Source organism: Pseudomonas sp. SDO5522_S412 (assembly GCF_054071215.1).
Genome location: NZ_JBSVWQ010000059.1, coordinates 1 through 25,450, shown reverse-complemented (window position 1 = coordinate 25,450; position 25,450 = coordinate 1). Strand labels below are relative to the sequence as shown.

The following is a 25,450-nucleotide window of genomic DNA, read 5'->3' as shown; positions in this document are numbered from 1 at the left end:
AACCCGCCATTGGCGGGAGCTGACTTGCCGTTTTAACCGACGGCTCTATAGCAGATCTGAATGGCACGCTGATAGGCGCCAGAAAAAGACATTTGCAAAAGTCCGGATATTCCTTAGAATATGCGGCCTTTCGGGCACCTATGCCCGCTGTGCATTTAGATTTGCAGCACCGACTACAGGAACGATGTTCACATGCTAACAATCCGTCTTGCCCTTGGCGGCTCCAAAAAGCGCCCGTTTTACCACTTGACCGTAACTGACAGCCGCAACCCACGTGACGGCTCTCACAAGGAACAAGTTGGCTTCTTCAACCCGATCGCTCGTGGTCAAGAAGTCCGTCTGTCCGTGAACCAAGAGCGCGTAGCCTACTGGCTGAGCGTTGGTGCACAACCTTCTGAGCGCGTTGCTCAGTTGTTGAAGGATGCATCTAAGGCTGCGGCCTGAGCAATATGAACGCGACGCCAGCGGTAGCTGATGATTTGATCGTTATCGGCAAGATTTATTCTGTTCATGGCGTTCGCGGCGAAGTGAAGGTGTATTCCTTTACTGATCCGACTGAAAACCTGTTGCAGTACAAGACCTGGACGCTCAAGCGCGAAGGTAGTGTGAAACAGGTAGAGCTGGTCAGTGGACGCGGGAGCGACAAGTTCCTGGTCGCAAAGCTCAAGGGTCTTGATGATCGTGAAGAAGCTCGTCTTCTGGCCGGTTATGAGATCTGCGTGCCGCGCAACCTGTTCCCTGAATTGACCGACGGCGAGTACTACTGGTACCAGCTGGAAGGTCTGAAGGTTATTGATCAACTCGGGCAATTGCTCGGGAAAATCGATCATCTTCTGGAAACCGGCGCCAATGATGTAATGGTGGTCAAGCCTTACGCTGGCAGCCTGGATGATCGCGAACGCCTGTTGCCCTATACCGAGCAATGCGTGTTGGCCGTCGACCTGGCAGCGGGCGAGATGAAGGTGGAATGGGACGCGGACTTCTAACGTGGCTAACCTGCGCGTTGAAGTGATCAGTTTGTTTCCCGAGATGTTTTCCGCCATCAGCGAGTACGGCATCACCAGTCGGGCGGTGAAACAGGGGCTCTTGCAGCTCACCTGTTGGAACCCGCGAGACTACACGACGGATCGACATCACACTGTGGACGATCGCCCATTTGGCGGTGGCCCGGGCATGGTGATGAAGATCAAGCCCCTGGAAGATGCGTTGGTTCAGGCCAAGGCAGCCGCCGGGGAGAAGGCGAAGGTAATTTACCTGTCCCCTCAAGGCCGTCAGCTGAATCAGTCGGCGGTACGCGAGTTGGCGAATCTGGAAGCATTAATCCTGATTGCCGGTCGCTATGAAGGCATTGACGAGCGTTTTATTGATGCTCATGTCGATGAAGAGTGGTCGATTGGGGACTATGTCCTGTCTGGCGGCGAGCTGCCGGCGATGGTCCTGATAGATGCGGTTACACGACTGCTGCCTGGAGCTTTAGGGCATGCGGACTCCGCGGAGGAAGATTCCTTCACGGATGGTTTGCTGGATTGCCCGCACTACACCCGACCGGAGGTGTATGCGGATCAGCGTGTTCCCGACGTATTGCTAAGTGGCAATCACGCACACATCCGGCGTTGGCGTTTACAGCAGTCCCTCGGGCGGACCTATGAACGACGCGCCGATCTTCTGGAAAGCCGCTCGCTTTCTGGAGAAGAGAAGAAGCTGCTCGAGGAATACATCCTCGGGCGGGACGATAGTTAACAACGTATCGATGGTAGGTCCGACGACTTACCTTAGGAGCACAGCATGACTAACAAAATCATCCTTGCACTCGAAGCAGAGCAGATGACCAAAGAGATCCCTACCTTTGCCCCGGGCGACACCATTGTCGTTCAGGTGAAAGTGAAGGAAGGCGACCGTTCGCGTCTGCAAGCGTTCGAAGGCGTGGTAATTGCCAAGCGTAACCGTGGTGTGAACAGTGCTTTCACTGTTCGTAAAATCTCCAACGGTGTTGGCGTAGAGCGTACTTTCCAGACCTACAGCCCGCAAATCGACAGCATGGCCGTTAAACGTCGCGGTGACGTACGTAAAGCCAAGCTGTACTACCTGCGTGACCTGTCCGGTAAAGCAGCTCGCATCAAGGAAAAACTGGCTTAAGTCCAGCTTCCCGATGCAGAAAAAAGCAGCCTACGGGCTGCTTTTTTGTTGCCTGAAATTTGTCCATTTCCCCGGTATCTATTCATGACTCCCCGCCTCGAAGAAATTCAGCGTTGCACTGACCTTAAAGCCGTTTTCCGCTTTTGTGGCGAGGGAGCTTGCTCCCGTTGGGCTGCGCAGCGGCCCTGAAACCGGCAATAGAAGTCTCTCTGTTGGACCTCAATGGTCAATCAGGGCCGCTTCGCGCCCCAGCGGGAGCAAGCTCCCTTGCCACAGATTATTTGCCCGCTTTCATTGATGTGTAGCGGCCCGTGCTGCGATAGGATCTACCCGACATCGCCATTTTCCCTGCTTGAGCCCTCATGTCCGCCATCGACCACCCGCAGATAGATCGCTTCCTCGACGCCCTCTGGCTGGAAAAAGGCCTGTCGGACAACACCCGCCAGGCTTACCGCAGCGACCTCGCGTTGTTCAATGGCTGGCTGCAGGAGAAAAACCTCGAGCTGCTCGACGCCGGTCGCGAGCTGATTCTCGACCACCTGGCCTGGCGTCTGGAGCAAAACTACAAGCCTCGCTCTACTGCGCGTTTTCTCTCAGGCGTGCGTGGCTTCTATCGCTACCTGCTGCGGGAAAAGCTGATCGCTGTCGACCCAACCCTGCAAATCGACATGCCACAGTTGGGCCGGCCACTGCCCAAATCCCTGTCGGAAGCCGACGTCGAAGCCCTGCTCGCAGCCCCCGACCTGAGCGAAGCCATCGGCCAGCGCGACCGTGCCATGCTGGAAGTGCTGTATGCCTGCGGCCTGCGCGTCACCGAGCTGATCAGCCTGACCCTGGAACAGGTCAACCTGCGCCAGGGTGTATTGCGCGTAATGGGCAAGGGCAGCAAGGAGCGCCTGGTGCCCATGGGTGAAGAGGCGATCGTGTGGATCGAACGCTACATGCGCGACGCCCGAGCCGAGTTGCTCAACGGTCGGCCCAGCGATGTGCTGTTTCCCAGCCAGCGCGGCGAACAGATGACCCGCCAGACCTTCTGGCATCGCATCAAGCACCAGGCCAAGGTTGCCGGCATCGGCAAGTCGCTGTCGCCCCACACCCTGCGTCACGCGTTCGCCACGCATTTGCTCAACCACGGCGCGGATTTGCGCGTGGTTCAAATGCTCCTGGGCCACAGCGACTTATCCACCACCCAGATCTACACCCACGTGGCGCGGGCACGTTTGCAGGAGATGCACGCCAAGCACCATCCCCGTGGATGAAAAACACTTCGGAAAAAGCCCAATTTCCCCGCGACTGGCTGCCCTGCGGCCCAACTGTGGTAGGCTTTGCCGGTTCGCAAAGGGGACGGCCCAAACCCGTGTTTGAAGATCGGTGTTCCTGCTCCCGTCCCTGCATCTGCCTTCAGGAGTTCCCATGCGCTTGACCCAGATTTTTGCCATCGCAGCCATTGCGTTGGTCTCAACCTTTGCCGTCGCCGACGACGCCGCAGAGAAGACAATCCGCAAGAGCCTGGAAGCCCTCCAGCTCGACACCCCGATTGAAAGCATCAACGCCAGCCCGATGGCCGGCCTGTACGAAGTCAAGCTCAAGGGCAGCCGCGTGCTGTACGCCAGTGCCGATGGCCAGTACATCGTCCAGGGCTACCTGTTCCAGCTCAAAGACGGCAAGCCGGTGAACCTCACCGAGAAAGCCGAGCGCCTGGGCGTGTCCAAGCTGATCAACGGTATTCCGGTGGCTGAAACCGTGGTTTACCCGGCCATCGGCGAAACCAAGACCCACATCACCGTGTTCACCGACACCACCTGCCCGTACTGCCACAAGCTGCATGCCGAAGTGCCTGAGCTGAACAAGCTCGGCGTTGAAGTGCGCTACGTGGCGTTCCCGCGCCAGGGCCTGGGTTCGCCGGGTGACGAGCAGTTGCAAGCCGTCTGGTGTTCGGCCGACAAGAAAGCGGCCATGGACAAGATGGTCGATGGCAAGGAAATCAAGGCCGCCAAGTGCGCCAACCCGGTTTCCAAGCAGTTCGCCCTCGGCCAGTCGATTGGTGTGAACGGTACGCCGGCCATCGTTTTGGCTGACGGCCAGGTGATTCCGGGCTACCAGCCTGCGCCGCAAGTTGCCAAACTGGCACTGAACGCAAAGTAAGCATTATCGTCGAGCCTTGACGATCATGATCCGCCGACAGTTCGGCGGGTCATTAATAGAGAGCCGCAGTTGTGCGGCTGTTTTCACGGCCGACCTTGAGTCGGCCGTTTCATGGGGAGTTCTTCAGTGAAACCGGTCAAAGTAGGCATCTGTGGGTTAGGGACCGTCGGTGGCGGCACCTTCAACGTACTTCAGCGTAACGCTGAAGAAATTTCCCGCCGTGCAGGGCGTGGGATTGAAGTGGCACAAATTGCCACGCGTACGCCAAAGCCTCAGTTCCAAACGACCGGTATTGCGATTACCAACGATGTCTTCGAAGTCGCCACCAACCCTGAAATCGATATCGTCATCGAGCTGGTAGGCGGCTACACCGTGGCCCGCGAGCTGGTGCTCAAGGCCATCGAAAACGGCAAGCATGTGGTCACTGCCAACAAGGCGCTGATTGCCGTGCACGGTAACGAAATCTTCGCCAAGGCCCGCGAGAAGGGCGTGATCGTGGCGTTCGAAGCCGCCGTGGCCGGTGGCATCCCGGTGATCAAGGCGATCCGTGAAGGCCTGTCCGCCAACCGTATCAACTGGGTGGCCGGCATCATCAACGGCACCGGTAACTTCATCCTCACCGAAATGCGCGAGAAGGGCCGTACCTTCGAAGACGTGCTGGCCGAAGCCCAGGCCCTGGGTTACGCCGAAGCCGATCCGACCTTCGACGTGGAAGGCATCGACGCTGCCCACAAGCTGACCATCCTGGCGTCCATCGCCTTTGGTATCCCGCTGCAGTTCGACAAGGCCTACACCGAAGGCATCACCAAGCTGACCACCGCCGACGTGAACTACGCCGAAGCCCTGGGCTACCGCATCAAGCACCTCGGTGTGGCGCGCAGCACCCCGGCCGGTATCGAGCTGCGTGTGCACCCGACACTGATCCCGGCCGACCGCCTGATCGCCAACGTCAATGGCGTGATGAACGCCGTGATGGTCAACGGTGACGCTGCCGGTTCCACCCTGTTCTACGGCGCCGGCGCCGGCATGGAGCCGACCGCTTCGTCTGTGATCGCCGACCTGGTGGACGTGGTGCGTGCCATGACCAGCGACCCGGAAAACCGCGTACCGCACCTGGCCTTCCAGCCGGACTCGCTGTCGGCCCACCCGATCCTGCCGATCGAAGCCTGCGAAAGTGCCTACTACCTGCGCATCCAGGCCAAGGATCATCCGGGCGTGCTCGCTCAGGTGGCCAGCATCCTGTCGGAGCGCGGCATCAACATTGAATCGATCATGCAGAAGGAAGTCGAAGAACAAGACGGCCTGGTGCCCATGATCCTGCTGACTCACCGTGTGCTGGAGCAGCACATCAACGACGCCATCGCCGCGCTTGAAGCGTTGCAGGGCGTGGTTGGGCCGGTGGTGCGGATTCGCGTCGAACACCTGAACTAATCGTTTTGCGGCAAGGGCCCCACGCGTTCGGCGGCCCTTGTTCAAGCATGCTCTAGAGGAGCCAGTCATGCGTTATATCAGCACCCGCGGCCAGGCACCGGCCCTGAATTTCGAAGACGTTCTGCTGGCCGGTCTGGCCACTGACGGCGGCCTGTACGTGCCGGAAAACCTGCCACGCTTCACCCAGGAAGAAATCGCTTCGTGGGCCGGCCTGCCGTACCACGAGCTGGCGTTCCGGGTCATGCGCCCGTTCGTCACCGGCAGCATCCCGGATGCGGATTTCAAGAAGATCCTGGAAGAAACCTACGGCGTGTTTTCCCACAGCGCCATCGCCCCGTTGCGTCAACTGAACGGCAACGAATGGGTCCTGGAGCTGTTCCACGGCCCAACCCTGGCGTTCAAGGATTTCGCCCTGCAACTGCTGGGTCGCCTGCTGGACTACGTGCTGGAAAAACGCGGTGAGCGCGTGGTGATCATCGGCGCTACTTCCGGTGATACCGGCTCGGCGGCGATCGAAGGCTGCAAGCACTGCGAAAACGTCGACATCTTCATCCTGCACCCGCACAACCGCGTGTCGGAAGTGCAGCGTCGGCAGATGACCACGATCTTCGGCGAGAACATCCACAACATCGCCATCGAAGGCAACTTCGATGACTGCCAGGAAATGGTCAAGGCCAGCTTCGCCGACCAGAGCTTCCTCAAGGGCACGCGCCTGGTGGCGGTGAACTCGATCAACTGGGCGCGGATCATGGCCCAGATCGTCTACTACTTCCATGCGTCCCTGCAGTTGGGCGGCCCGGCGCGTTCGGTGTCGTTCTCGGTGCCAACCGGCAACTTCGGCGACATCTTCGCCGGTTACCTGGCACGCAACATGGGCCTGCCGATCAACCAGTTGATCGTCGCCACCAACCGCAACGACATCCTGCACCGCTTCATGAGCGGCAACCAGTACGTCAAGGAAACCCTGCACGCCACACTGTCGCCGTCGATGGACATCATGGTCTCGTCGAACTTCGAACGCCTGCTGTTCGACATGCACGGTCGCAACGGTGCTGCCCTGGCCGGCCTGATGGACAGCTTCAAGCAAGGTGGCGGTTTCAGCGTCGAGCAGGAGCGCTGGACCGAAACCCGCAAGCTGTTCGACTCCCTGGCGGTGGACGACGCAGAAACCTGCGAGACCATCGCCGAAGTCTACGCCCAGACCGGCGAGCTGCTGGACCCGCACACCGCCATTGGCGTCAAGGCCGCGCGCGAATGCCGCCGCAGCCTGGACATCCCGATGGTGATTCTCGGCACCGCGCACCCGGTCAAATTCCCGGAAGCGGTAGAGAAGGCCGGGGTTGGCAAGGCGCTGGAACTGCCGCCGCACCTCACCGACCTGTTTGAGCGTGAAGAGCGTTGCACGGTATTGGCCAATGACCTGAAAGCGGTACAGGCGTTTGTCAGCCAGCATGGCAATCGCGGCAAGCCACTCTGAGCCAACGGCTTTGCGTGGTGGATCAAGCCCGTCTTCGTGACGGGCTTTTTCATTCTGGCGAGCCATACTTGCGCGGCGACCAACAAGAATAATCAAGGAAACCCAACCGGTGTATTTATCGACCCGAGCACACGCGTGGCTGGCATGTGTGCTGCTGCTTGGCCATGGTTCGGCAAGCCTCGCGGCTGTCAGCCTGCCGTTCAAGCTGGTGCCGGCGTTCATTGCCCTGGAGCCCATGCCCCTGACGGTCAGCGAGCAGCAATGGCTGGCGGCCCATCGGCCACTGAGAGTGGGCATTTCGATTGATGACTATCAGCCGATCGATATCACCCGCGACCGCAATCGCTACCAGGGCATCAGCGCCGATTACCTGAGCCTGATCGGCGCGCGTCTGCATGCACCGATGCAAGTCCTGGGTTTTGCCGAGCGGGCGCAGGCGGTGGAGGCCCTGCGGAGCGGCGCCATCGATATTCTCACCAGTGCCAACGGTTACGAGCGTGATGTGTCGGGGTTGCGCTTTACCGAAGACTACATGCCGGACCGCTCGGTGGTGGTCGTGCGCCGGGATGACAGCACCCAGAACGAGGACCTCAAGGACAAGAAGCTGGTGTTGCTGGACGGTTACGCCAACGTCAAGAACGTCCATCAGGCGTATCCCGGCAGCCACATCATGCTGGCACCGAATCTCTACAGTGGCCTCGAAGCGCTGAAGCAAGGTGATGCCGATGCGTTTATCGGCAACGAAGTGATCGTGCGCGCCTATAAATCGCTACGGCCCTACCTGGGCTTGCAGATCAAGGTGGAAAGCCGGCTGGCGCCCATCGGCTTTGCCTTTGCCACGCGGGAGGCCGACCCTCTGTTGGGGACGCTGATGGACCGGGCGCTGGCGAGTATTGATGAGTCTGTGCGGCGGGAGATCCTTGCGCGCTGGACCACCGGACTGGGGGTGGGCATTGCCGCCGAGCGCATCGCCTTGTCGGCCCCGGAGCGGGCCTGGGTACTTCAGCATCCGCATGTGGTGGTGGCGTCCCAGCAACTGTCTCCCTATGTATTCAAGGACAAGGACGGCCAGTGGGTGGGGCTGAATGTGGACTTGCTCAACCGCATTTCACGCATGACCGGCCTGCAGTTCGTGATGGAGGAAGTGTCCTCCACGGCACAGACCCTGGGGTTGCTGGAAACGGGCAGGGCGGACATGAACACCACCCTGGCCGAGAATCAGGAGCGCAAGGCCTTTCTCGATTTCAGCCATGGGTTCGGGGGCTCAGGCTGGGTGTTTATCCAGCGCGCTGACGCACCGCCAGTGGCCAGTTTGAGCGAGCTTTCAGGCAAGGTGCTGGCGCTGCCGGCACGCCATGTCCTGGAGGGATATATTCGTCGCGAGCACCCCGGGATCAAGCTGCAATCGGTGGATAACTACGTCCAGGCCCGTGAGCTGGTAACGCAGGGTCGCGCGGCGGCGACTATCCAGAGTGAAGTGGAAGTGCAGAGTTACCCTGCCGATGAGTTGCGCATCGGCCGCAGTGTCGAGGGCAAGTGGTCGGCCAACAGCCTGTCGGTGCGCAAGGATCAACCGGAACTGCTGAGCATTTTGAACAAGGCGCTGGAAGCGCTGCCGGTCGCGGAGCTGAGCGCCCTGCGTTTGCGTTGGCTGGGGAGCGTACCCGTCCCGGTGCCGGCCTGGCAGCGTGTGCCGCCATGGGCCTACTGGACGGTCGCCATGGCGCTGCTGTTTGTGCTGGTGTCCCTGGCCTGGAACAGCCGGCTCAAGCGCCAGATTCGCCAGCGCCTCCAGGCCGAGCAGCGGCTCAACGACCAGTTGGCGTTCAAGCGCGCGCTGCTGGACGGCATGCCCAACCCGGTATTTGTGCGTGATCTGGAAGGACGCCTGGTGACCTGCAACACCAGCTATGAACAACAGTTGAACACCCGGCGCGAGCAGATCCAGGGCCTGACGCTGATGGAAAGCGGGCTGATGCCTGACGCTACGGCCGCGCGCCTGCATGCCGGCCACATGGAGCAATTGGCGAGCCAGCAGTCGCTGTTCGTCGACCGGCAGCTGGAGTTCAATGGCGGGGCGTTTCATGTGTATCAGTGGACGGTGCCGTTCTTCGACGCCAAGGGCCAGCTCCAGGGTTTGCTCGGTGGCTGGGTCGATATCAACGAGCGCAAGGTCCTGGAGCTCCAGCTGATGGATGCGCGGCAGGCCGCTGACGAAGCGAACTACGCAAAAAGCGCGTTTCTCTCGACCCTGAGCCACGAGATTCGCACGCCGATGACCGCCATTATCGGTCTGCTCGAGCTGGAGCAGGAGCGTGCCCAGGCTGAAGGCAAGACAGTGTCTGAAGCCCTGCGAGTGGCCCATCGCTCGGCGCGTGAGTTGATCGCCCTGATGGGCGACAGCCTGGACCTGGCCAAGATTGAAGCCGGTCATCTGCAACTGGCGCCGCAGGCCACTGACTTGAAAGGTTTCTTCGAGGGCATACAGCGCTTGTTCGAACCCATGGCGCAGAAAAAGGGCCTTCACCTGACCCTGGCATTCGACCCGAGCGCGCAAGGGTATTACTGGTTCGACCCGCTGCGCCTGCGTCAGGTTATCCATAACCTGTTGGGCAACGCGCTCAAGTTCACCTCGCGCGGCGAGGTTCGGGTCAGTGTTGCGCGCAAGTTTGACCCGGCGGGGGCCGAATATTTGCAGCTGTGTGTGGAGGACAGCGGGCCGGGCATTGGCGTCGAGCAGCAGGCGCGAGTGTTCAAGCCGTTTATCCAGGTCAGCGCGCGGACGGCTGCCGAGCACGGCGGCACGGGACTGGGCTTGAGCATCTGCCAGCAACTGGTGGAATTGATGGGAGGCAGCATCACCCTGAGCAGCGTGGTGGGAGAGGGCACGGTGGTGTGCATCGACCTGTACCTGGATCGGGTCAGCAGCGACGACGTGCCAGCATCTGCCGGTGTACCGCTGCTGGTGGCCGGCCGCAACCTGTCGGTGTTGGTGGTGGATGACCTGCCGGCCAATCGGCTGGTGCTGGTTCAGCAGTTGCAGTTCCTGGGTCATCAAGTAGTGGCCGTCGACTCGGCCGAAGCGGCCTTGCAGCGTTGGCATCATGAGGTGTTTGACGTCATGGTCACCGATTGCAATATGCCGGGCATGTCCGGCTACGCCTTGAGTGAGGCCATCCGCCGGCTTGAAGCACAGGAGCAACGGCCACGCCTGGCGCTGGTGGGTTGCACGGCGAATGCCCTGGATGATGAACAGCAGCGCTGCCGGGAGGCGGGAATGGATGAACTGCTGGTCAAGCCCGTGACCCTTGAGCACTGGACGCGTGTGCTCGCCCGCGTCGTGCCTGCACGCTCTTTCAGCATCCAGACCCTGCGCACCATGACCCAGGCCGACGGACCGGTTTTGCAGCGGATGCTGCAGGAGCTGGCGAGGAGCCTTGAGCAGGAGCATAACCTGATGGCCTCCGCCATGGCGGACCACGACCAGGTCCGGCTGGCCGCCTCGCTGCACCGCCTGAAGGGCATATGCTGCCTGGTGGATGCGCTGCCGCTGGCCAAGGCCTGTGTGGCGCTGGAAGGGTGTATTCGGGAGCAGCGCAACGCTGAGGTTGAACTGCATTGGTTAGCGCTGCGCGAAGCATTGATCGAATTCCAGGTCGAGCTTGAGGCTTATCTGGACCCGTCCGAATAAGACATGTCCTATGGGGAAGGCGCGGGGTTTTTATTAGTCTGTGCACCCTCGCTTCTCCCCGGTAACGTTTTTCATGCGCTCCCTCAACGTCCTGATCCTCGAAGATAACCCGTTCCAACTGATGGCCCTGCATCAGATGCTCAACGCCAACGGCGTATTCAATGTACGCACGGCCGAAACGGTCGACGCCGCTCGCCAGTCACTGGAGAGCAAGGGCGCGGTGGACATCGCGATTTGCGATCTGTACCTGGAGCAGGGTGATGGCCTTGAGCTGATTCGGGAAATGGCCGAGCGCCGCCAGGCTCAGGTATTGATCCTGCTGAGCAACGCCGAGCCGGATGTGCTGGAAGGCGTGGCGCACATGGCCCGACAGTTGGGACTCAACGTGCTCGGCTGCCTGCCCAAACCGGCGTCGGCAACGCTGATCGGGAAAGTCCTCGAGGCGTGCCGGGAACGCTTGCGGCCCGGGCCGCCGGTGGTGTCCTGGGAGCGGGTGCGCCAGTTGCTGGACTTGAGCGAATCCGAGCAGTTGCCGCCTTCGGCGGATCTGAGCCAGGCCGCAATCGCCCGCTGCGGCACGGTCTGGTATCAGCCCATTGTCAGCCAGGCGGGCGCGTTGCAAGGTGTTGAAGCGCTGGCCCGCTGGCAGCTTCCTGACGGCGAGTTGCTGTTGCCTGACGCGTTTCTGCCGGTGCTGGAGTTTGCCGGAATGGAAGAGGCGTTTACCTGGCACGTGCTGGAACAAGCGCTGGGCCAGGCGGCACACGTCATGCGCGAAACCGGGCAGGTGCTGCCGGTGGCGGTGAATATCCCGGGGCGGATGCTGGAGCGTCCGCACTTTCCCCAAGTGCTGCAAGGCTTGCTGCAACTTCACGGCGTGCCCGCCCGTGGCCTGACCCTGGAACTGGTAGAAACCTCGCGCCTGAACACCGACAGCGCCCACGTCACCGGCTTGCTGCGTTTGCGGATGATGGGGTGCAAACTGTCCATCGGTGATTTCGGCGTGGGCGGCACCAGCCTGCAACGCTTGCTGGAATTGCCCTTCAGCGAATTGAAGATCCCGCCGGCGTTTGCCAGCGGCATGGCCAGGGACGATCGCAAGGCGGCAGTGGTTGCTGGCGCCATGAGCATGGCGAGGCGACTGGGTGTGGGTGTGGTGGTGACCGGGGTTGAAAGCGCCGCCGACTATCACGCGGTAAGTGAACTGGGGGCTGCGTGGTTGCAAGGCTGCTTTATCGCCGGCCCCATGGACGCCGAGGCGCTCAAGCAGTGGATCGCGTTTCAGGCTAGGCCAGCCCGTGTTCCTGCACATAGATAAACAGCGCGGCGTCGTTGCTCAGGCCCAGCTTGCGCATGGCGCTGACCTTTTGTGCACTGACGGTTTGCTTGCTGCGATGAAGATTCGCGGCGATCTCGCCTACCGTCAGGCCGCCGGCCAGCAGGCGGATGACTTCCAGTTCACGGGGTGAGAGTTGATCCTGGGAGTGCACACGCTCGACGCCTGCCAGGTTCAGTGACTGACTGATGGTCTGGGCCACATAACGTCGCTGCTGGCGCACCTGACGGATTGCTTCAGGCAATTCGTCTGCGAGACTGGCCTTGCTCAGCAGGCCCATGACACCCAGCTCCAGGATGGCGTGGAACAGGCCGGCGTTGTTCAGCATGGTCACCACCACGATGGGCAGGCCCGGGTGATGCCGGCGCAGTTGTTCGATCAGGCGCAAGCCGTCGGCCTGGGGCTCGGCGGGCATCATGAAGTCGGTCACCAGAATGTCGCAGGCACAACGTTGCAGCAGTTCGCCAAGGGCCAGGGGTGAGTTGGCTTCACCGACGATGGTTAGCCTCTCGTCACGTTCCAGGACCGCCCGCAGACCGATGAGGAAAATCGGGTGGTCGTCGGCGAGGACGATGCGCAATGGCTTGTCAGACGTTTCGTTCAATACAGGCTCCCGGGGTAATTCGGGGATTCTAGCCTGTTAACGCAGGAGAGAGTCTGAAGGTGCGGTTTACAAAGGTGTAAAAAACGCCGCGTCCCCGTCCGTGGGGCAGCGGCGTTTTTCGTTTCTGGCAGGCCCGGCCGGAGCGATCGTTTAGGCGAGTAGTTTTTGCGCCACTGCCATTACGGTTCCGACAGCCGTGAAGAAGCCGATGGCGATACCAACGGGATACCAGAAATTCTCTCGGGTTATCTTGTGGGACTCTGCGTTTAGCTTGCGTTGCTCGGCATAAATTCTGGATATGTCGGCGTGAATCTTCTCTAGTATTGCCTGCTCTTTTTCGTGTTCCAGCATGGTCTTCGTCCTTCGCAACGGGGCCTTTTGGTATGCGCTGTTTATCGATGTGCCGGCATGATCAGCACTCACCGAGTATAGGATTCACCCTCGGCATCAGCGCCAAAACGGCAACTCATTGAGTAAGCAGTTATGTGCTGCCGTTTTTTGCTTGTCATGTTGCAAGCGCATGCTGGACACGTCATCCCCCGGCAACCCTTGAAAGACGAAAAAGCGAACTTTCCTACGACGCAAATAGTCACTTAGGATAGATGCAGCTCCCGTTTACACGATTGTTTCCGAACTATTGAGTGGTGATCGAGATGGAAAGTATCAGCCTATTGCTCGGTGAAGCACTGAGCCCTTATCAGGTCACGCTGACCACTTCGGGTGTGCAGGGCGAATGCCTGGTGACCGTAAAGAATCCGGCCGGTGCCATCGTGGTCGAACGAGAAGTCGACCAGGCACAATTGACCGACAAGCGTGCATTGGTGGATGTGGTGGACTGTTTGCACCGCGACTTGATGATTGCCGAAGGACGCCTGGAACCCTCGGTCATGGCGGCCCTGCGCAATGCGGCCCTGACTCGGCCGATTGCCTGCGCATGAAGATTTATTTTTGTTGGGAACCTTCCTACGGCAAGGTGAGTCAGATTTTGTAACAGCGAGATCAAGCATTGTGCTCCGGTGCTTGTGGCTCGTTGTTACTGGTCTTTTTAGGCCCTTATTAACCCCGAGTTGTCTCCCCACTGCTCGGGGTTTCTTTTTGCCTGCGATTTGTCATGGGCTCGGGGCATCCTGGAAAAACGTCGGGTGGTCTTGCAGGTATTGCTCACGCATGACCGGGTCGAGCCATGAGGCGTAGGACTGTCGCAGTTGCTCCTGCGGGATCTCGCGCAGCACCTGATTGATCCGCTCGATAGCCGTGCGGCCTGAGGCGTTATCCGTGCAGGCAATCCGGGTCAGTTGATAGGGCGGGGTGCCTTTGATGGGGTAGAAGATCAGCTCCTGTGGATCAATGCCTTGTTGCAGCGCCTGGTAGCGCACTTCTGTCCAGTAACCCAGCACCGCTTCCAGCCGCCCCTTTCGTTGCATCTGCAGCAGGCTGCCGAGGGCGTCATTGCCGTAATGTGGCGCCAGTTTGTGAGCACTGGTGTGCTTCAGCGCTTCATCGATGATGGCGCCGTAGCTGCGTTCGGCGATGATGCCAAGGCGCGCATCCCGTGCATTCAAAAATGCCTCCAGGTCGAACAGTCCATCCACCACAAACGGCGCCAGCAGCGCCCGCTGACCCTGGCGGATCGTCACCCCGTTGCTCACGGCCGCGAAGGCCTGGGCGGAAAACACGATGGTTTTAGCGCGCTCCGCCGTCCACAGCAGGGACGGGTCGCAGGTAAGCGTGCCGGGGTCGCGGAGCATCTGCATGCCGCGCGCGCGGTTCACGTGGAGGATCTGATGTCGATACTCCGGCATGTGTTCGGCGAGTATCGGCAGCAGTTGGTCGAGGGCGCCCTGGCCTTTTTGCGGGCCTTCGAAAATCGTCACTGGCGGCAGGTCACGCAACAGCCAGATCAAGGTTTCCTGGGCCTGGCTCGACAGTGGCCAAGTCCCGAGCAGTGAACCCAGGAGGCAGAGTCGAATGATGAAGCGCCGGCCCATCAGATCGCGCCGTTCTCACGCAGGCGGGCAACGGCGGCCGCGTCGTAGCCCAATTCAGCGAGCACCACGCTGTTATGCTCGCCCAACTGCGGTCCGACCCACTCACAGCTGCCCGGTGTGTCCGACAGTTTGGGCACGATGCCGGGCATCTTGAAGTCCTTGCCGCCTGGGAGCTGCGCCTTGAGGAACATCTCGCGGGCGAGAAATTGCGGGTCTCCCAGCATGTCTTGCGCGCTGTAGATACGGCTGGCGGGCACTTCGGCCTTGTTCAACTGTTCCACCACTTGCTCAAGCGGCAGCGAGTTGACCCAGCGATCAATCACCCCGTACAACTCATCGCGCCGGCTGTCGCGGCCATCGTTGCTGGCCAGTGCCGGGTCGTTGGCCAGGTCGTCGCGACCAATGGCCGACATGAAGCGCTTGAAGATCGCGTCGCCATTGGCGCCGATCTGCACATGCTTGCCATCTTTGCTGGTGTGGATCGAGGAGGGCGTGATGCCGGGCATGATGTTGCCGGTGCGCTCGCGGATAAAGCCGAACACGTCGAACTCCGGGATCATGCTCTCCATCATCGCGAAGATCGCCTCATACAGCGCCACATCCACCACCTGGCCGAGCCCGCCATTCACTTCACGATGACGCAGGGCCATCAGCGCCCCGATCACGGCCCACAACGCCGCGATCGAGTCCCCGATGGAAATCCCGGTGCGCACCGGCGGGCGGTCCTCGAAACCGGTGATGTAACGCAGGCCCCCCATGGATTCGCCCACCGCGCCAAACCCAGGCTGGTCCTTCATCGGCCCGGTCTGGCCAAAGCCCGAGAGGCGCACCATCACCAGTTTCGGGTTCAGGGCGTGCAAGGTTTCCCAGCTCAGGCCGAGCTTTTCCAGCACGCCAGGGCGAAAGTTCTCAATCAAAATGTCGGCATCCGCCAACAGTTGCTTGAGGATCGCCAGGCCGTCCGGGTGTTTCAGGTTCAGGGTCAGGGATTTCTTGTTGCGCGCCTGCACAAACCACCACAGCGAGGTGCCTTCATACAGCTTGCGCCACTTGCGCAGCGGGTCGCCGCCATCCGGGGATTCGACCTTGATCACCTCGGCGCCGAACTCGGCGCAGATGCGCGACGCAAACGGGCCGGCGATCAAGGTGCCGAGTTCGATGACTTTCAGGCCGGCAAGTGGTTTGGCGGTAAACGACATGAGGAACCTTTCGGGCAGGGCAGGGATGTGAGCCTTTTAACATAGGCGAGTGGCGCAGTGATAAGGATGATGCAGCGCAGTATTCGTTGAATCACCTCGCCATCGGTTAGACTTGCCGCCTTTCCCTGTCTCTAGAAGTCCGTTCATGGCCCAGCCGTCCACGACCTACAAGTTTGAACTCAACCTCACCGACCTTGACCGTTCGGTGTACGAGAGCGTCAAGCAGACCATCGCCCGCCACCCTTCGGAAACCGAAGAGCGCATGACCGTGCGTTTGCTGGCCTACGCGCTTTTCTACAACGAGCAGCTGTCTTTCGGTCGTGGCCTGTCAGATGTAGACGAGCCGGCGCTGTGGGAAAAAAGCCTGGATGATCGCGTCCTGCACTGGATCGAAGTCGGCCAGCCGGACGCGGACCGCCTGACCTGGTGTTCCCGCCGTACCGAACGCACGACCTTGCTGGCCTACGGCAGCTTGCGCGTCTGGGAAGGCAAAGTGGTGCCGGTGGCGAAGAACCTGAAAAACGTGAGCATCGCCGCCGTACCCCAGGAAATCCTGGAAGTGCTGGCCAAGGACATGCCCCGGGTGATCAAGTGGGACGTGATGATCAGCGAAGGCACGATCTTCGTGACCGATGACCGTGGGCAGCACGAAGTCCAGCTGGAATGGCTGGCTGGCGAGCGCGGCTGAAACGTCGATAACTGATTGGACGCTGGTCGAGTGTGGGAGCTGTCGAGCTTCAGCGAGGCTGCGATGCAGGCGCTGCGGTCTGACAGGTACACCGAGGTGATCCCATCGCAGCCTCGCTGGGGCTCGACAGCTCCTACAAGGGATCACCGCTAATTTTCAACATTAAAGAGAAGCTTCCGTCACCCCATGCGTATCGATCCTCGCCCGTTGCCCGCCGTCCTGCCATTCCTCGGTGAATTGCCACCGTTGTTGACCCGTCTCTACGCCGCACGCGGGGTGCAATCGGAAGCCGAGCTGGATAAAAGCCTGGCGCGGCTGATCCCGTATCAGCAGCTCAAGGGCATCGATGCTGCGGTGGACTTGCTGGTGACGGCCCTGGAGCAGCGCCAGCGGATCCTGATCGTGGGTGACTTCGACGCCGACGGCGCCACCGCCAGCACCGTGGGCACCCTGGGCCTGCGCTTGTTGGGCGCCGCCCATGTCGACTACCTGGTGCCCAACCGTTTCGAATACGGCTACGGCCTGACCCCGGAAATCGTCGCCGTGGCCCTGCAGCGCCAGCCACAGCTGCTGATCACCGTGGACAACGGTATCTCCAGCGTCGAAGGCGTGGCGGCCGCGAAAGCGGCGGGGCTCAAGGTGCTGGTTACCGACCACCACTTGCCGGGCGACGAACTGCCCGCAGCCGACGCCATCGTCAACCCGAACCAGCCGGGCTGTGAATTCCCCAGCAAGGCCCTGGCCGGTGTGGGCGTGATCTTCTACGTGCTGATGGCCCTGCGTGCGCGCTTGCGCAGTTTGGGTTGGTACGAGAACAAGCCGCAGCCGAATATCGGCGAACTGCTGGACCTGGTGGCCCTGGGCAGCGTGGCCGACGTGGTCCCGCTGGACGCCAACAATCGCATCCTGGTCTACCAGGGCCTGGAACGCATTCGCGCCGGTCGTGCCCGGCCGGGGATCAAGGCGATCCTCGAAGTGGCCAAGCGCGATCACGCCCGCATCACCTCCACCGACCTTGGTTTTATCCTGGGCCCGCGCCTGAACGCCGCCGGGCGCCTGGATGACATGAGCCTGGGTATCGAGTGCCTGCTCACCTCGGATTTCGCCGCCGCCCGGGAAATGGCCGCGCAACTGGACGGCATGAACCAGGACCGCAAGTCCATCGAACAAGGCATGCAGCGCGAGGCCCTGGCCCAGCTCAAGGACTTGCCGGTGGAGTCGATGCCGTATGGCTTGTGCCTGTTCGACCCGGAATGGCACCAGGGCGTGATCGGCATCCTCGCCTCGCGCATGAAAGAGCGTTACTTCCGCCCGACCATCGCCTTTGCCGACGCCGGTGACGGCCTGCTCAAGGGCTCCGGGCGCTCCGTGCCGGGTTTTCATATCCGTGACGCGCTGGCCGTGGTGGCCAGCCAGCATCCGACGCTGATCGCCAAGTACGGCGGCCACGCCATGGCGGCGGGTCTTACCTTGCCCGAGGCCAACTTCCCACTGTTCGCCGAGGCTTTTGACGCCGAAGTGCGTCGGCAACTGCGCGAAGAAGACCTGACGGGCCGTCTGCTGTCCGACGGCACCCTGGCGGTTGAAGAGTTTCACCTGGAACTGGCTCGCGCCCTGCGTAACGCCGGGCCGTGGGGCCAGCATTTCCCAGAGCCGTTGTTTCACGGGGTGTTCCAACTGGTGGAGCAGCGCGTCGTCGGCGAGCGCCATCTGAAGGTGGTGCTCAAGAGCGAGTGTGGATCGGTGAAGCTCGATGGCATTGCTTTCGGCATCGACCGTGAGATCTGGCCCAACCCCACCATTCGTTGGGTGGAACTGGCCTACAAGCTCGACGTGAACGAGTTCCGTGGTCAGGAAACCGTGCAACTGATGATCGCGCATATCGAGCCGCGCTGAACCCTGTGCAATCCTCTGTTGTCGACTAGTCTCTAAGCACTGTGTGATCGGTCTTGTGACCTTGTCTTATTTCAGCCCGCCGGGGACGGGTTTTTCGTCGACCTTTCAAACAGAACCCTGGAGCCTGCCCACTGCATAAAAGAGGTGCCCCATGAGTCTGCTGCTTGAACCCTATACCCTGCGCCAACTGACCCTGCTCAACCGCATCGCCGTTTCGCCGATGTGCCAGTATTCCAGCGTCGATGGCCTGGCCAATGACTGGCACCTGGTGCACCTCGGCAGCCGTGCCGTCGGTGGCGCCGGGCTGATCTTTACCGAAGCCACCGCCGTGACTGCCGATGGCCGCATCACCGCCCAGGACCTGGGCCTGTGGAACGACGAACAGATCGAACCGCTGCAACGCATCACGCGCTTTATCAATGCCCAGGGCGCGGTGGCGGGCATTCAACTGGCCCACGCCGGGCGCAAAGCCAGCACGCACCGGCCATGGATCGGCAAGCACGGCAGCGTCAAGCCGGAAGATGGCGGCTGGGTGCCGGTGGGCCCTTCGCCGATTGCCTTCGATCCGCAGCACACTTCACCCAAGCAACTCGATGAAGGGCAGATCCAGCAAGTGATCGCTGACTTCGTCGCTGCCGCCAAGCGCGCGTTGACCGCCGGTTTCAAAGTGGCGGAAATCCATGCCGCCCATGGCTACCTGTTGCATCAATTTCTTTCGCCCCTGAGCAACCAGCGCCAGGACCAGTACGGCGGCTCGTTCGAAAACCGCATCCGCCTGGTGCTGCAAGTGACCACGGCGGTGCGTGAGGCCTGGCCGCAAGAGCTGCCGCTGTTTGTGCGGGTCTCGGCCACCGATTGGGTCGAGGACGGCTGGAACCCGGATGAAACCGTCGAACTGGCGCGCCGCCTGAAAGACCTGGGCGTCGACCTGATCGACGTCTCCTCGGGTGGCACCGCGGCCAATGCGGAAATTCCTACCGGGCCCGGCTACCAGACCCGCTTTGCCGAGCGTGTGCGCAAAGAGTCGGGAATCGCCACCGGCACCGTGGGCATGATTACCGAGCCCGCCCAGGCCGAGCACATCTTGCGTACCTGTCAGGCCGATATCATTTTCCTCGCACGTGAACTGTTGCGTGACCCGTACTGGCCACTGCATGCCGACGATGACCTGGGCGGGCGCAAAGCGACCTGGCCGGCGCAGTATCAGCGGGCTACGCATCGCGACCAGCCGATTCATGAGTCGGACTTGCGGGATTAACCTTGCGTAGGAAAACGCCTGAAGCTAATGTCGAAACTATGACTCTATTACTGAACGCCTCGATTATTCCCACCCTCCAGGAGAGGGTGGGCTGACGCGTGCTGGAAAAGCATGAAAAACCCGCCCTTGATCCGGCGGGTTTTTTATTGCCCGCCGATCACCGGCCAAGCCCTGCGACACAAGGAGAAGCTTATGTTGCACCTGATCTGCGGCAAAATCGCATCCGGTAAATCGACCCTGACCCAGCAGTTGTCGCAAGCCCCACAGACGGTATTGATCAGCGAGGATGAGTGGCTGTCACGCCTTTATCCCGGACAGATCCAGGCTCTGGGCGACTACGTGCGCTGCACCGGCCACCTGCGCGATGCGTTGACGGCCCATATCATCTCGTTGCTCAAAGCCGGCGTCTCGGTGGTGCTGGATTTTCCCGCCAACACCCTGGCCAGCCGCCGCTGGATGCGCTCATTGTTCGAAGGCGCAGGCGCTGACCATCAATTGCACTACCTGGATGTGCCGGACGAGGTCTGCAAGGCACGCCTGCGTGCGCGCAACGCGGAGGGTACCCACGCGTTCGAAACCAGTGACGCCCAGTTCGACTTGATCACCGGCTATTTCGAAGCACCGACACCTGCGGAAGGCTTCAACCTTGTTCACCATCAACCCTTGGAAGCACAGCATGTTGATCAAGTGTGACCTGACCGAAAAGGACCTGCCGTTGCTGGCGCTGATTGACCGTACCGAACGGATCGAGGCGTGCTATCGCGTGGAGCACGGGGAGTTGCTGCTGTACCCCGAGCACCACGACATGCGCGGCTGGCCCGAAGGCGAAGCCGAGCAGGATGCCGTGGCCTTGCAGGCGTGCCTGAAGCGCGGCGGGTGGCTGCACGGTGTGTTTGACGATGCAAAGCTGCTGGCGGCCGTGGTAGTGGACAACCGGGTTATCCTCAACCAGGGCCTGCGTATGCGCCAGCTCAAATTCCTGCATGTGAGCCATGGGGCCCGTGGCCTGGGCCTGGGTGGCCAGCTGTTTGCCCTGGCCTGTGAACACGCCCGCGCAGCCGGGGCCGAGGCGTTGTACGTATCGGCCACGGAATCGCGCAATACGGTGGAGTTCTATCTGCGGCTCGGCTGCCGGTTGCTCAAGCAGCCGGATCCCGAGCTGTTTCAGCAGGAGCCGCACGACATCCACCTGTACCGGCCGCTTGTGGGATAACGCTGTAGGTCATTGCCCTGCAAGCGTTTTTTTAAGTGATTACTCTAAAAAAGTCCCACGCCCGGCAAGATAGTTTCTACGCTTAAGGTAAGCATGATTTCTGGCCCAGGAAATCAGCTTGTTGATCCTCGCAGGTCGCATCGCGGGATGGGGTTATGGGCAACCAGGAGCAGTTGATTGATACGAGGAGACAGTCCATGGCCAAGTCTTATGGTGTAGCGGGGGTGTTGTCGTCTTTTCTGGCCCGCAGGATGTCGCTGCGCAGCCGGCGCCTGAGTTCGGACGAAGAGCAATTGCTGGAACAGTACCGCGCCCTGACCGAGAGTGATCAGGTGGCGATGCGGTACTTGATCGGGGCGATGAAGAGTATATCGCGGTTCTGAAAATCCCGAAGGGGCGTTCCCACGCAAGCGTGGGAACGTTCGGTATCAGGTGTACTTGCGCTTGTCTGGTGCAGGTGGGAAGTATTGGTACAGCCAGGTTTCGCTCAAAGTGCGGTCCTGGGTGCGGATGAACAGCCGCAGTTCAACCGGCTCGACGCTGTCGCTGGTCGGGTACCAGTCAAACAGAATTCGATAGCCCTTGATGGCATCCAGTACCAACACGCTGAAGTCTTTGACCTCACCATGGGAGCAGGTCACCACCGGCTCGATCCCGGTGCCTTCAGGCAAACGATCCACCCCGCCGCCGTTGAAGTCCACGGCAAAGCGCCGCGCCCAGACTTCGGGGTAGTGCTCGCCCGGCGCCCAACCTTCGGTGAAACCGCCCATGCCCGAACGGGTGGCATTGACCTGCGCCAGTGGCGTGCTGACCGGCGGCAGGGCGCTCCAGTAGAGCTTGTAGCCGTAGTTCAGGGATTCGCCGGCAGCGACGGGCTTCTTCGGGGTCCAGAAGGCCACGATGTTGTCCAGGGTCTCGCCGGTTGTAGGAATTTCCAGCAGATCGATAGAGCCTTCGCCCCACGCGGTTGTAGGTTCTACCCACAGGCTTGGGCGTTTGCTGTACCAGTCCACCGTGTCCTGATAGCTGGCGAACTCATGATCGGTCTGCACCAGGCCGAAGCCTTTCGGGTCGGTGTCGGCAAACGCGTTGAATTGCAGGGTAGCCGGGTTGTTCAGCGGGCGGCAGATCCACTCGCCATTGCCGCGCCACATGGCCAGGCGATCCGAGTCGTGGATTTGCGGGTGAATGGTGTCGCACATCCGCCGCTCAACGGTGCCGCAGCTGAACATGCTGGTCATCGGTGCGATGCCCAGTTGCTCGATGGCGGTACGCGCATTGATATGGGCGTCGATGGCCATTACCACCTGGTTGGCCTGGCAGTCGATATCGAAGCGATAGGCACCAGTGGCGCTCGGCGAATCCAGCAGGGCGTAGACCACGAAGCGGGTGCTGTCCTTGTCCGGGGTTTCGAACCAGAACTTGGTGAAGTCCGGGAATTCCTCGCGCTTTTTCGCGTAGGTGTCGATGGCCAGGCCGCGTGCGGAAAGGCCGTACTGGCCGGTGGAATCAACCGCACGGAAGTAGCTGGCGCCGAGGAAGGACAGCACGTCGTGGCGGTCCAGTTCCGGGGCCTTGAACAGCTTGAAGCCGGAGAAACCCAGGTCGCCGGTCAACTGCTTGGTGTCTACCGTGGTTTTTTCATAGTTGAACAGCGAAGGGCGGAAGTGCACCTCGCGGGCCTGGCGGGTTTTCGGGTCGACGCTGTACATGCGCACCGGCGTCTTGAAGCCCATGCCGACGTGGAAGAACTGCACGTCCAGTTGGCCGTTCAATTCTTTCCACAGCGAATGCTTGCCGTCGTAGCCGATGGCGTTGAAATTCTGCGGGGTCATGGTCGCCAGGGTCGGCGGCAATACCTGCTTGGTGTCCTGGTAGCGATTGCTTGCCAACTGCTTGGCCTGGATCTTCAGGGCCTCGAAATCGAAGGCCTGGGCCTCGCCATCAGCGGCGCGGTTGCCCGCCCAGGCCTGGGCGGCCAGCAGGCCACTGGCCGACAGACCGGTGTAAGCCGCGATGGCCATGGACGCTTTGAGCAAATTCCTGCGGTGCATAAATACAACCTGTCGTGAACAATCCCGCGCCGTTCCTGGCACGTGCTGGATCAAGGAAAACGGTTCGGACATGCCTTCGGCCAAACGCAACGGACATTAAACAGATGCCAAATAGCTTAAGCGGTTCGGTGCGGAAGGAAAAATGATTGATGGCGGGTTGATGGCGCTGCATATGAAACAAGACATTTCTATGGAAACCGTGTGGCGAGGGAGCTTGCTCCCGTTGGGGCGCGCAGCGACCCCAGGTCAGGCGATCGAGATCCTTCAGGGATATCTCGATCGCCTGGTTTGGGGCTGCTGCGCAGCCCAGCGGGAGCAAGCTCCCTCGCCACAATAATCTCTTCCTTCAGGAATGCCGGGATCAGCCCACTTCGCCTACCGCTCGATATGCCTCATCAATCGCCGCATGGGCATACGCACTCCACGCCGCATCCGAGTTGGCGATGCTCACATGTCCCACCGGCTGGCGCGCCAGGTCCTTCAGTTTTTCGCTTTCATCGGCATCGTCAAACAAGCTGTTGGAGAAGGTCGCATAGCCGTGTGACCAACGGTTGACAGTGATCGCCAGAATGTCGGTCTGGTGGTTGAAACCGCCCGGGCCGAGCATGCGCTGCAGCTGATCCCGCAGTTGCGCTTCCAGTTGTTCAAATGTCTGCCCATACAACTTGCCCCGCCCGGCGCGGGCCTGGTCGCGGCCGTTCATGCCGCTGTTGGGGCTGGTGGGCACGTACACCATGTGCAAACCAATCGGCTGCGTCGGGTCGCGCGGGTGCTCGTAGCCGCCCATGCTCACCGGGTAATCCAGCTTGATCCGACTGTAAGGCTGGGTCGCTGCATAAATCTCGTGCACCCCCAGCTTCTGGAACGAGGTCCAGTTGCGCACCACCACTTTGGTGTAGACCAGCGAGTACTTCACGTTCTGGCTCAGGGCCTGGGCTTGTTCTGCCGGCAGATCGCGCAGCAGGTACGGGATCATCATGTTGTAGCAGGCCAGGATGCAGCGTTTGCCGCGTACCTGTGCGAGTTGGCCGCCACGGCTGTAGCCGATGTGCACACCGTCACCGACGTTACGCACACTGACCGCAGTGCTGTTCAAACGCACCTGCACCGGCGTCCTGGGCTGATCAAGCCTGGCGTAGTCAAACGGCGCCAGCACGATGTCATCCATGGTGTGCCCCGGTGCCACTGCCGGAATCAGGCTGCGCACCAGCAAGCGTGCCAGCGAGGCGTTGCCGTCGGGGAAGTGGTAGATGTAGGGTTCTTCCATTTCTGCGGCGGCTTCTTCGCTGATCGGTGCCAGGTTCATTCCGCCGAAGCCAGGGAAACCCACACTGTAGGCATCAGCCGACGCCACCGCGTCGATACTCAAGGCCATGAAGTCGTTGGTGCGGCTTTGGAAGTACTTCACCGCGCCTTCCGAGAGTCCTACGTTCTTGAGCAGGAAATCGCGGTAGCTGGTGGCCGCGAGGTACTCGGCCTTTTCCTCGGCAGTCTTGCCCGGCAGGTAATCCTTGGGCGCGACGTGCAAGGCAATCAGCGCCTGACGGTCGGTTTCCGGCAGCGGGAAATCATTGATGAAGTCGCTGATGGAGCGCGCATGCAACTGGTCCGGGGCGATGTCGTCGGCGACCATCGGCGTCGGGTCGCCGGTCACCAGTTTGTCTTCGCCAAAGTTTTCCTTGTCGAAGAACACCCCGCGGGACAAACCCAGGCCCGGGTAGAACTGGCGGTCGAAGGCGGTCTCGAAGCGCTTGATGTTCACCCCGAGTTTTTTCAACAGCCCGTTTACTTCCTTGCTGTAAAGATGATTCGGTGACTGGAACGCTTCGCTGCCGCCGTAGCCGATGATCAGCCGGCCACCGGCCTGGAACTCATTGCGCTTGGCATGGCCGCCGAAGTCGTCGTGGTTCTCCAGGATCAGGATCTTCGCCTTCGGGTGCTTCTCACGGTAGAACCACGCCGCCGACAAACCGCTCAAGCCACCGCCGACCACCACCAGGTCGTAGTCTTCGGTGATCGGCAGTTTATCGGTGTCGAAGGCCTTCTTTTCCCAGCCCATCTGGTGGGCAACTTCGAATGAGCCGACATGGCTGCCGCGCAAGCCGGTGAGGGCGGGCGGGTAGTAGCGGCCATCGGGAGCGGCCTGGAGGATTTGCAGCGGGGTCATACCGGCGGCAATCGTGATAGCGACGCCGTTGAGGAAGTCGCGGCGGGTGATGTCCATGGGAACCTGCGAATTATCTATTGTTATTAGGAGAGCCCCTGTGGGAGCGGGCCGTTGTGGCGAGGGAGCTTGCTCCCGCTGGAGTGCGAAGCGCTCCCAGGATTTTGGGG

The 25,450-nt window shown here is 60.9% G+C and carries 23 protein-coding genes; 17 read left to right on the top strand and 6 right to left on the bottom strand.

The annotated features are described in order from the left end of the window. Nucleotides 1-192 precede the first annotated feature (192 nt). The 10 genes from rpsP to ACW9I6_RS14930 all read left to right on the top strand — a co-directional run bounded on the left by rpsP (nt 193) and on the right by ACW9I6_RS14930 (nt 12,198). A complete protein-coding gene (gene rpsP / locus ACW9I6_RS14975; RefSeq protein ID WP_003209587.1) occupies nt 193-444 on the top strand; it encodes a 30S ribosomal protein S16 in 252 nt (83 codons plus the stop codon). A gap of 5 nt (nt 445-449) precedes the next feature. After that, nucleotides 450-986, top strand: coding sequence for a ribosome maturation factor RimM (gene rimM, locus ACW9I6_RS14970; protein ID WP_457339492.1), 537 nt, complete (start codon nt 450-452; stop codon nt 984-986). Nucleotides 987-1,029: 43 nt separating this feature from the next. Further along, nucleotides 1,030-1,740: a tRNA (guanosine(37)-N1)-methyltransferase TrmD gene (trmD, locus tag ACW9I6_RS14965; protein WP_236260845.1), complete on the top strand. Its 711-nt coding sequence runs from the start codon at nt 1,030-1,032 to the stop codon at nt 1,738-1,740. A gap of 45 nt (nt 1,741-1,785) precedes the next feature. After that, nucleotides 1,786-2,136, top strand: coding sequence for a 50S ribosomal protein L19 (gene rplS / locus ACW9I6_RS14960; protein WP_003175895.1), 351 nt, complete (start codon nt 1,786-1,788; stop codon nt 2,134-2,136). A gap of 362 nt (nt 2,137-2,498) precedes the next feature. Continuing rightward, on the top strand, nt 2,499-3,395 hold the full coding sequence (gene xerD / locus ACW9I6_RS14955; RefSeq protein WP_003209584.1) for a site-specific tyrosine recombinase XerD: 897 nt from the start codon (nt 2,499-2,501) through the stop codon (nt 3,393-3,395). A 154-nt stretch (nt 3,396-3,549) separates the two neighbouring features. Next, nucleotides 3,550-4,281, top strand: a complete 732-nt coding sequence (dsbC, locus tag ACW9I6_RS14950; RefSeq protein WP_003209582.1) for a bifunctional protein-disulfide isomerase/oxidoreductase DsbC — start codon at nt 3,550-3,552, stop codon at nt 4,279-4,281. Nucleotides 4,282-4,407: 126 nt separating this feature from the next. Continuing rightward, entirely contained in the window at nt 4,408-5,712 is a 1,305-nt protein-coding gene (locus ACW9I6_RS14945; RefSeq protein ID WP_003209580.1) for a homoserine dehydrogenase, read from the top strand. A 67-nt stretch (nt 5,713-5,779) separates the two neighbouring features. Then, nucleotides 5,780-7,189: a threonine synthase gene (thrC, locus tag ACW9I6_RS14940; protein WP_003209579.1), complete on the top strand. Its 1,410-nt coding sequence runs from the start codon at nt 5,780-5,782 to the stop codon at nt 7,187-7,189. 109 nt (nt 7,190-7,298) lie between these two features. After that, complete coding sequence (locus ACW9I6_RS14935; RefSeq protein WP_457339491.1) at nt 7,299-10,880, top strand: transporter substrate-binding domain-containing protein; 3,582 nt, start codon at nt 7,299-7,301, stop codon at nt 10,878-10,880. 73 nt (nt 10,881-10,953) lie between these two features. After that, a complete protein-coding gene (locus ACW9I6_RS14930) occupies nt 10,954-12,198 on the top strand; it encodes an EAL domain-containing response regulator (RefSeq protein ID WP_177067673.1) in 1,245 nt (414 codons plus the stop codon). Here the strand turns inward: ACW9I6_RS14930 and ACW9I6_RS14925 are convergent. Both ACW9I6_RS14925 and ACW9I6_RS14920 read right to left on the bottom strand, forming a co-directional pair. Further along, nucleotides 12,167-12,820, bottom strand: a complete 654-nt coding sequence (locus ACW9I6_RS14925) for a response regulator transcription factor (RefSeq protein WP_177040153.1) — start codon at nt 12,818-12,820, stop codon at nt 12,167-12,169. The genes ACW9I6_RS14930 and ACW9I6_RS14925 overlap by 32 nt on opposite strands. Before the next feature lie 150 nt (nt 12,821-12,970). Continuing rightward, entirely contained in the window at nt 12,971-13,171 is a 201-nt protein-coding gene (locus tag ACW9I6_RS14920) for a hypothetical protein (RefSeq protein WP_003209572.1), read from the bottom strand. Nucleotides 13,172-13,473: 302 nt separating this feature from the next. Here ACW9I6_RS14920 and ACW9I6_RS14915 point away from each other — a divergent pair, with 302 nt between their 5' ends. Further along, nucleotides 13,474-13,758 carry a DUF3509 domain-containing protein gene (locus ACW9I6_RS14915; protein WP_003209570.1) on the top strand — a complete coding sequence of 95 codons (285 nt, stop codon included), beginning with the start codon at nt 13,474-13,476 and terminating at the stop codon, nt 13,756-13,758. 171 nt (nt 13,759-13,929) lie between these two features. Here the strand turns inward: ACW9I6_RS14915 and ACW9I6_RS14910 are convergent, their stop codons facing one another. Further along, nucleotides 13,930-14,808, bottom strand: a complete 879-nt coding sequence (locus tag ACW9I6_RS14910) for a TIGR02285 family protein (protein ID WP_177021411.1) — start codon at nt 14,806-14,808, stop codon at nt 13,930-13,932. Beyond that, nucleotides 14,808-16,007 (bottom strand): CaiB/BaiF CoA transferase family protein, encoded by a 1,200-nt coding sequence (locus tag ACW9I6_RS14905; protein WP_003209568.1) that lies wholly within the window; start codon nt 16,005-16,007, stop codon nt 14,808-14,810. The genes ACW9I6_RS14910 and ACW9I6_RS14905 overlap by 1 nt, the downstream gene beginning before the upstream one ends. A gap of 145 nt (nt 16,008-16,152) precedes the next feature. Between ACW9I6_RS14905 and ACW9I6_RS14900 the strand changes: the two genes are divergently transcribed. The 6 genes from ACW9I6_RS14900 to ACW9I6_RS14875 all read left to right on the top strand — a co-directional run bounded on the left by ACW9I6_RS14900 (nt 16,153) and on the right by ACW9I6_RS14875 (nt 21,445). Beyond that, entirely contained in the window at nt 16,153-16,695 is a 543-nt protein-coding gene (locus tag ACW9I6_RS14900) for a YaeQ family protein (protein ID WP_003209567.1), read from the top strand. Nucleotides 16,696-16,881: 186 nt separating this feature from the next. Then, nucleotides 16,882-18,591, top strand: a complete 1,710-nt coding sequence (recJ, locus tag ACW9I6_RS14895) for a single-stranded-DNA-specific exonuclease RecJ (RefSeq protein WP_008438230.1) — start codon at nt 16,882-16,884, stop codon at nt 18,589-18,591. Nucleotides 18,592-18,742: 151 nt separating this feature from the next. Further along, nucleotides 18,743-19,849, top strand: a complete 1,107-nt coding sequence (locus ACW9I6_RS14890; RefSeq protein WP_003209564.1) for an NADH:flavin oxidoreductase/NADH oxidase — start codon at nt 18,743-18,745, stop codon at nt 19,847-19,849. A 192-nt stretch (nt 19,850-20,041) separates the two neighbouring features. Then, a complete protein-coding gene (locus tag ACW9I6_RS14885; protein ID WP_177123194.1) occupies nt 20,042-20,542 on the top strand; it encodes an AAA family ATPase in 501 nt (166 codons plus the stop codon). Further along, entirely contained in the window at nt 20,526-21,062 is a 537-nt protein-coding gene (locus ACW9I6_RS14880; RefSeq protein WP_087695111.1) for a GNAT family N-acetyltransferase, read from the top strand. The genes ACW9I6_RS14885 and ACW9I6_RS14880 overlap by 17 nt, the downstream gene beginning before the upstream one ends. A 197-nt stretch (nt 21,063-21,259) precedes the next feature. Beyond that, a complete protein-coding gene (locus ACW9I6_RS14875) occupies nt 21,260-21,445 on the top strand; it encodes a hypothetical protein (RefSeq protein ID WP_003209560.1) in 186 nt (61 codons plus the stop codon). A 45-nt stretch (nt 21,446-21,490) separates the two neighbouring features. Here ACW9I6_RS14875 and ACW9I6_RS14870 read toward each other — a convergent pair whose 3' ends face one another. Both ACW9I6_RS14870 and ACW9I6_RS14865 read right to left on the bottom strand, forming a co-directional pair. After that, entirely contained in the window at nt 21,491-23,116 is a 1,626-nt protein-coding gene (locus ACW9I6_RS14870) for a glucan biosynthesis protein D (RefSeq protein ID WP_457339490.1), read from the bottom strand. A gap of 361 nt (nt 23,117-23,477) precedes the next feature. Beyond that, nucleotides 23,478-25,340 carry an NAD(P)-binding protein gene (locus ACW9I6_RS14865; protein WP_457339489.1) on the bottom strand — a complete coding sequence of 621 codons (1,863 nt, stop codon included), beginning with the start codon at nt 25,338-25,340 and terminating at the stop codon, nt 23,478-23,480. Nucleotides 25,341-25,450: the final 110 nt, after the last annotated feature.

What these genes read in the sequence shown, in the direction of transcription:
- rpsP (WP_003209587.1), top strand. Translation starts at nt 193, where the DNA reads ATGCTAACAATCCGTCTTGCCCTTGGCGGCTCCAAAAAGCGCCCGTTT.
- rimM (WP_457339492.1), top strand. Translation starts at nt 450, where the DNA reads ATGAACGCGACGCCAGCGGTAGCTGATGATTTGATCGTTATCGGCAAG.
- trmD (WP_236260845.1), top strand. Translation starts at nt 1,030, where the DNA reads ATGTTTTCCGCCATCAGCGAGTACGGCATCACCAGTCGGGCGGTGAAA.
- rplS (WP_003175895.1), top strand. Translation starts at nt 1,786, where the DNA reads ATGACTAACAAAATCATCCTTGCACTCGAAGCAGAGCAGATGACCAAA.
- xerD (WP_003209584.1), top strand. Translation starts at nt 2,499, where the DNA reads ATGTCCGCCATCGACCACCCGCAGATAGATCGCTTCCTCGACGCCCTC.
- dsbC (WP_003209582.1), top strand. Translation starts at nt 3,550, where the DNA reads ATGCGCTTGACCCAGATTTTTGCCATCGCAGCCATTGCGTTGGTCTCA.
- thrC (WP_003209579.1), top strand. Translation starts at nt 5,780, where the DNA reads ATGCGTTATATCAGCACCCGCGGCCAGGCACCGGCCCTGAATTTCGAA.
- ACW9I6_RS14930 (WP_177067673.1), top strand. Translation starts at nt 10,954, where the DNA reads ATGCGCTCCCTCAACGTCCTGATCCTCGAAGATAACCCGTTCCAACTG.
- ACW9I6_RS14920 (WP_003209572.1), bottom strand. Translation starts at nt 13,171, where the DNA reads ATGCTGGAACACGAAAAAGAGCAGGCAATACTAGAGAAGATTCACGCC.
- ACW9I6_RS14915 (WP_003209570.1), top strand. Translation starts at nt 13,474, where the DNA reads ATGGAAAGTATCAGCCTATTGCTCGGTGAAGCACTGAGCCCTTATCAG.
- ACW9I6_RS14910 (WP_177021411.1), bottom strand. Translation starts at nt 14,808, where the DNA reads ATGGGCCGGCGCTTCATCATTCGACTCTGCCTCCTGGGTTCACTGCTC.
- ACW9I6_RS14905 (WP_003209568.1), bottom strand. Translation starts at nt 16,007, where the DNA reads ATGTCGTTTACCGCCAAACCACTTGCCGGCCTGAAAGTCATCGAACTC.
- ACW9I6_RS14900 (WP_003209567.1), top strand. Translation starts at nt 16,153, where the DNA reads ATGGCCCAGCCGTCCACGACCTACAAGTTTGAACTCAACCTCACCGAC.
- recJ (WP_008438230.1), top strand. Translation starts at nt 16,882, where the DNA reads ATGCGTATCGATCCTCGCCCGTTGCCCGCCGTCCTGCCATTCCTCGGT.
- ACW9I6_RS14890 (WP_003209564.1), top strand. Translation starts at nt 18,743, where the DNA reads ATGAGTCTGCTGCTTGAACCCTATACCCTGCGCCAACTGACCCTGCTC.
- ACW9I6_RS14885 (WP_177123194.1), top strand. Translation starts at nt 20,042, where the DNA reads ATGTTGCACCTGATCTGCGGCAAAATCGCATCCGGTAAATCGACCCTG.
- ACW9I6_RS14880 (WP_087695111.1), top strand. Translation starts at nt 20,526, where the DNA reads ATGTTGATCAAGTGTGACCTGACCGAAAAGGACCTGCCGTTGCTGGCG.
- ACW9I6_RS14875 (WP_003209560.1), top strand. Translation starts at nt 21,260, where the DNA reads ATGGCCAAGTCTTATGGTGTAGCGGGGGTGTTGTCGTCTTTTCTGGCC.
- ACW9I6_RS14870 (WP_457339490.1), bottom strand. Translation starts at nt 23,116, where the DNA reads ATGCACCGCAGGAATTTGCTCAAAGCGTCCATGGCCATCGCGGCTTAC.
- ACW9I6_RS14865 (WP_457339489.1), bottom strand. Translation starts at nt 25,340, where the DNA reads ATGGACATCACCCGCCGCGACTTCCTCAACGGCGTCGCTATCACGATT.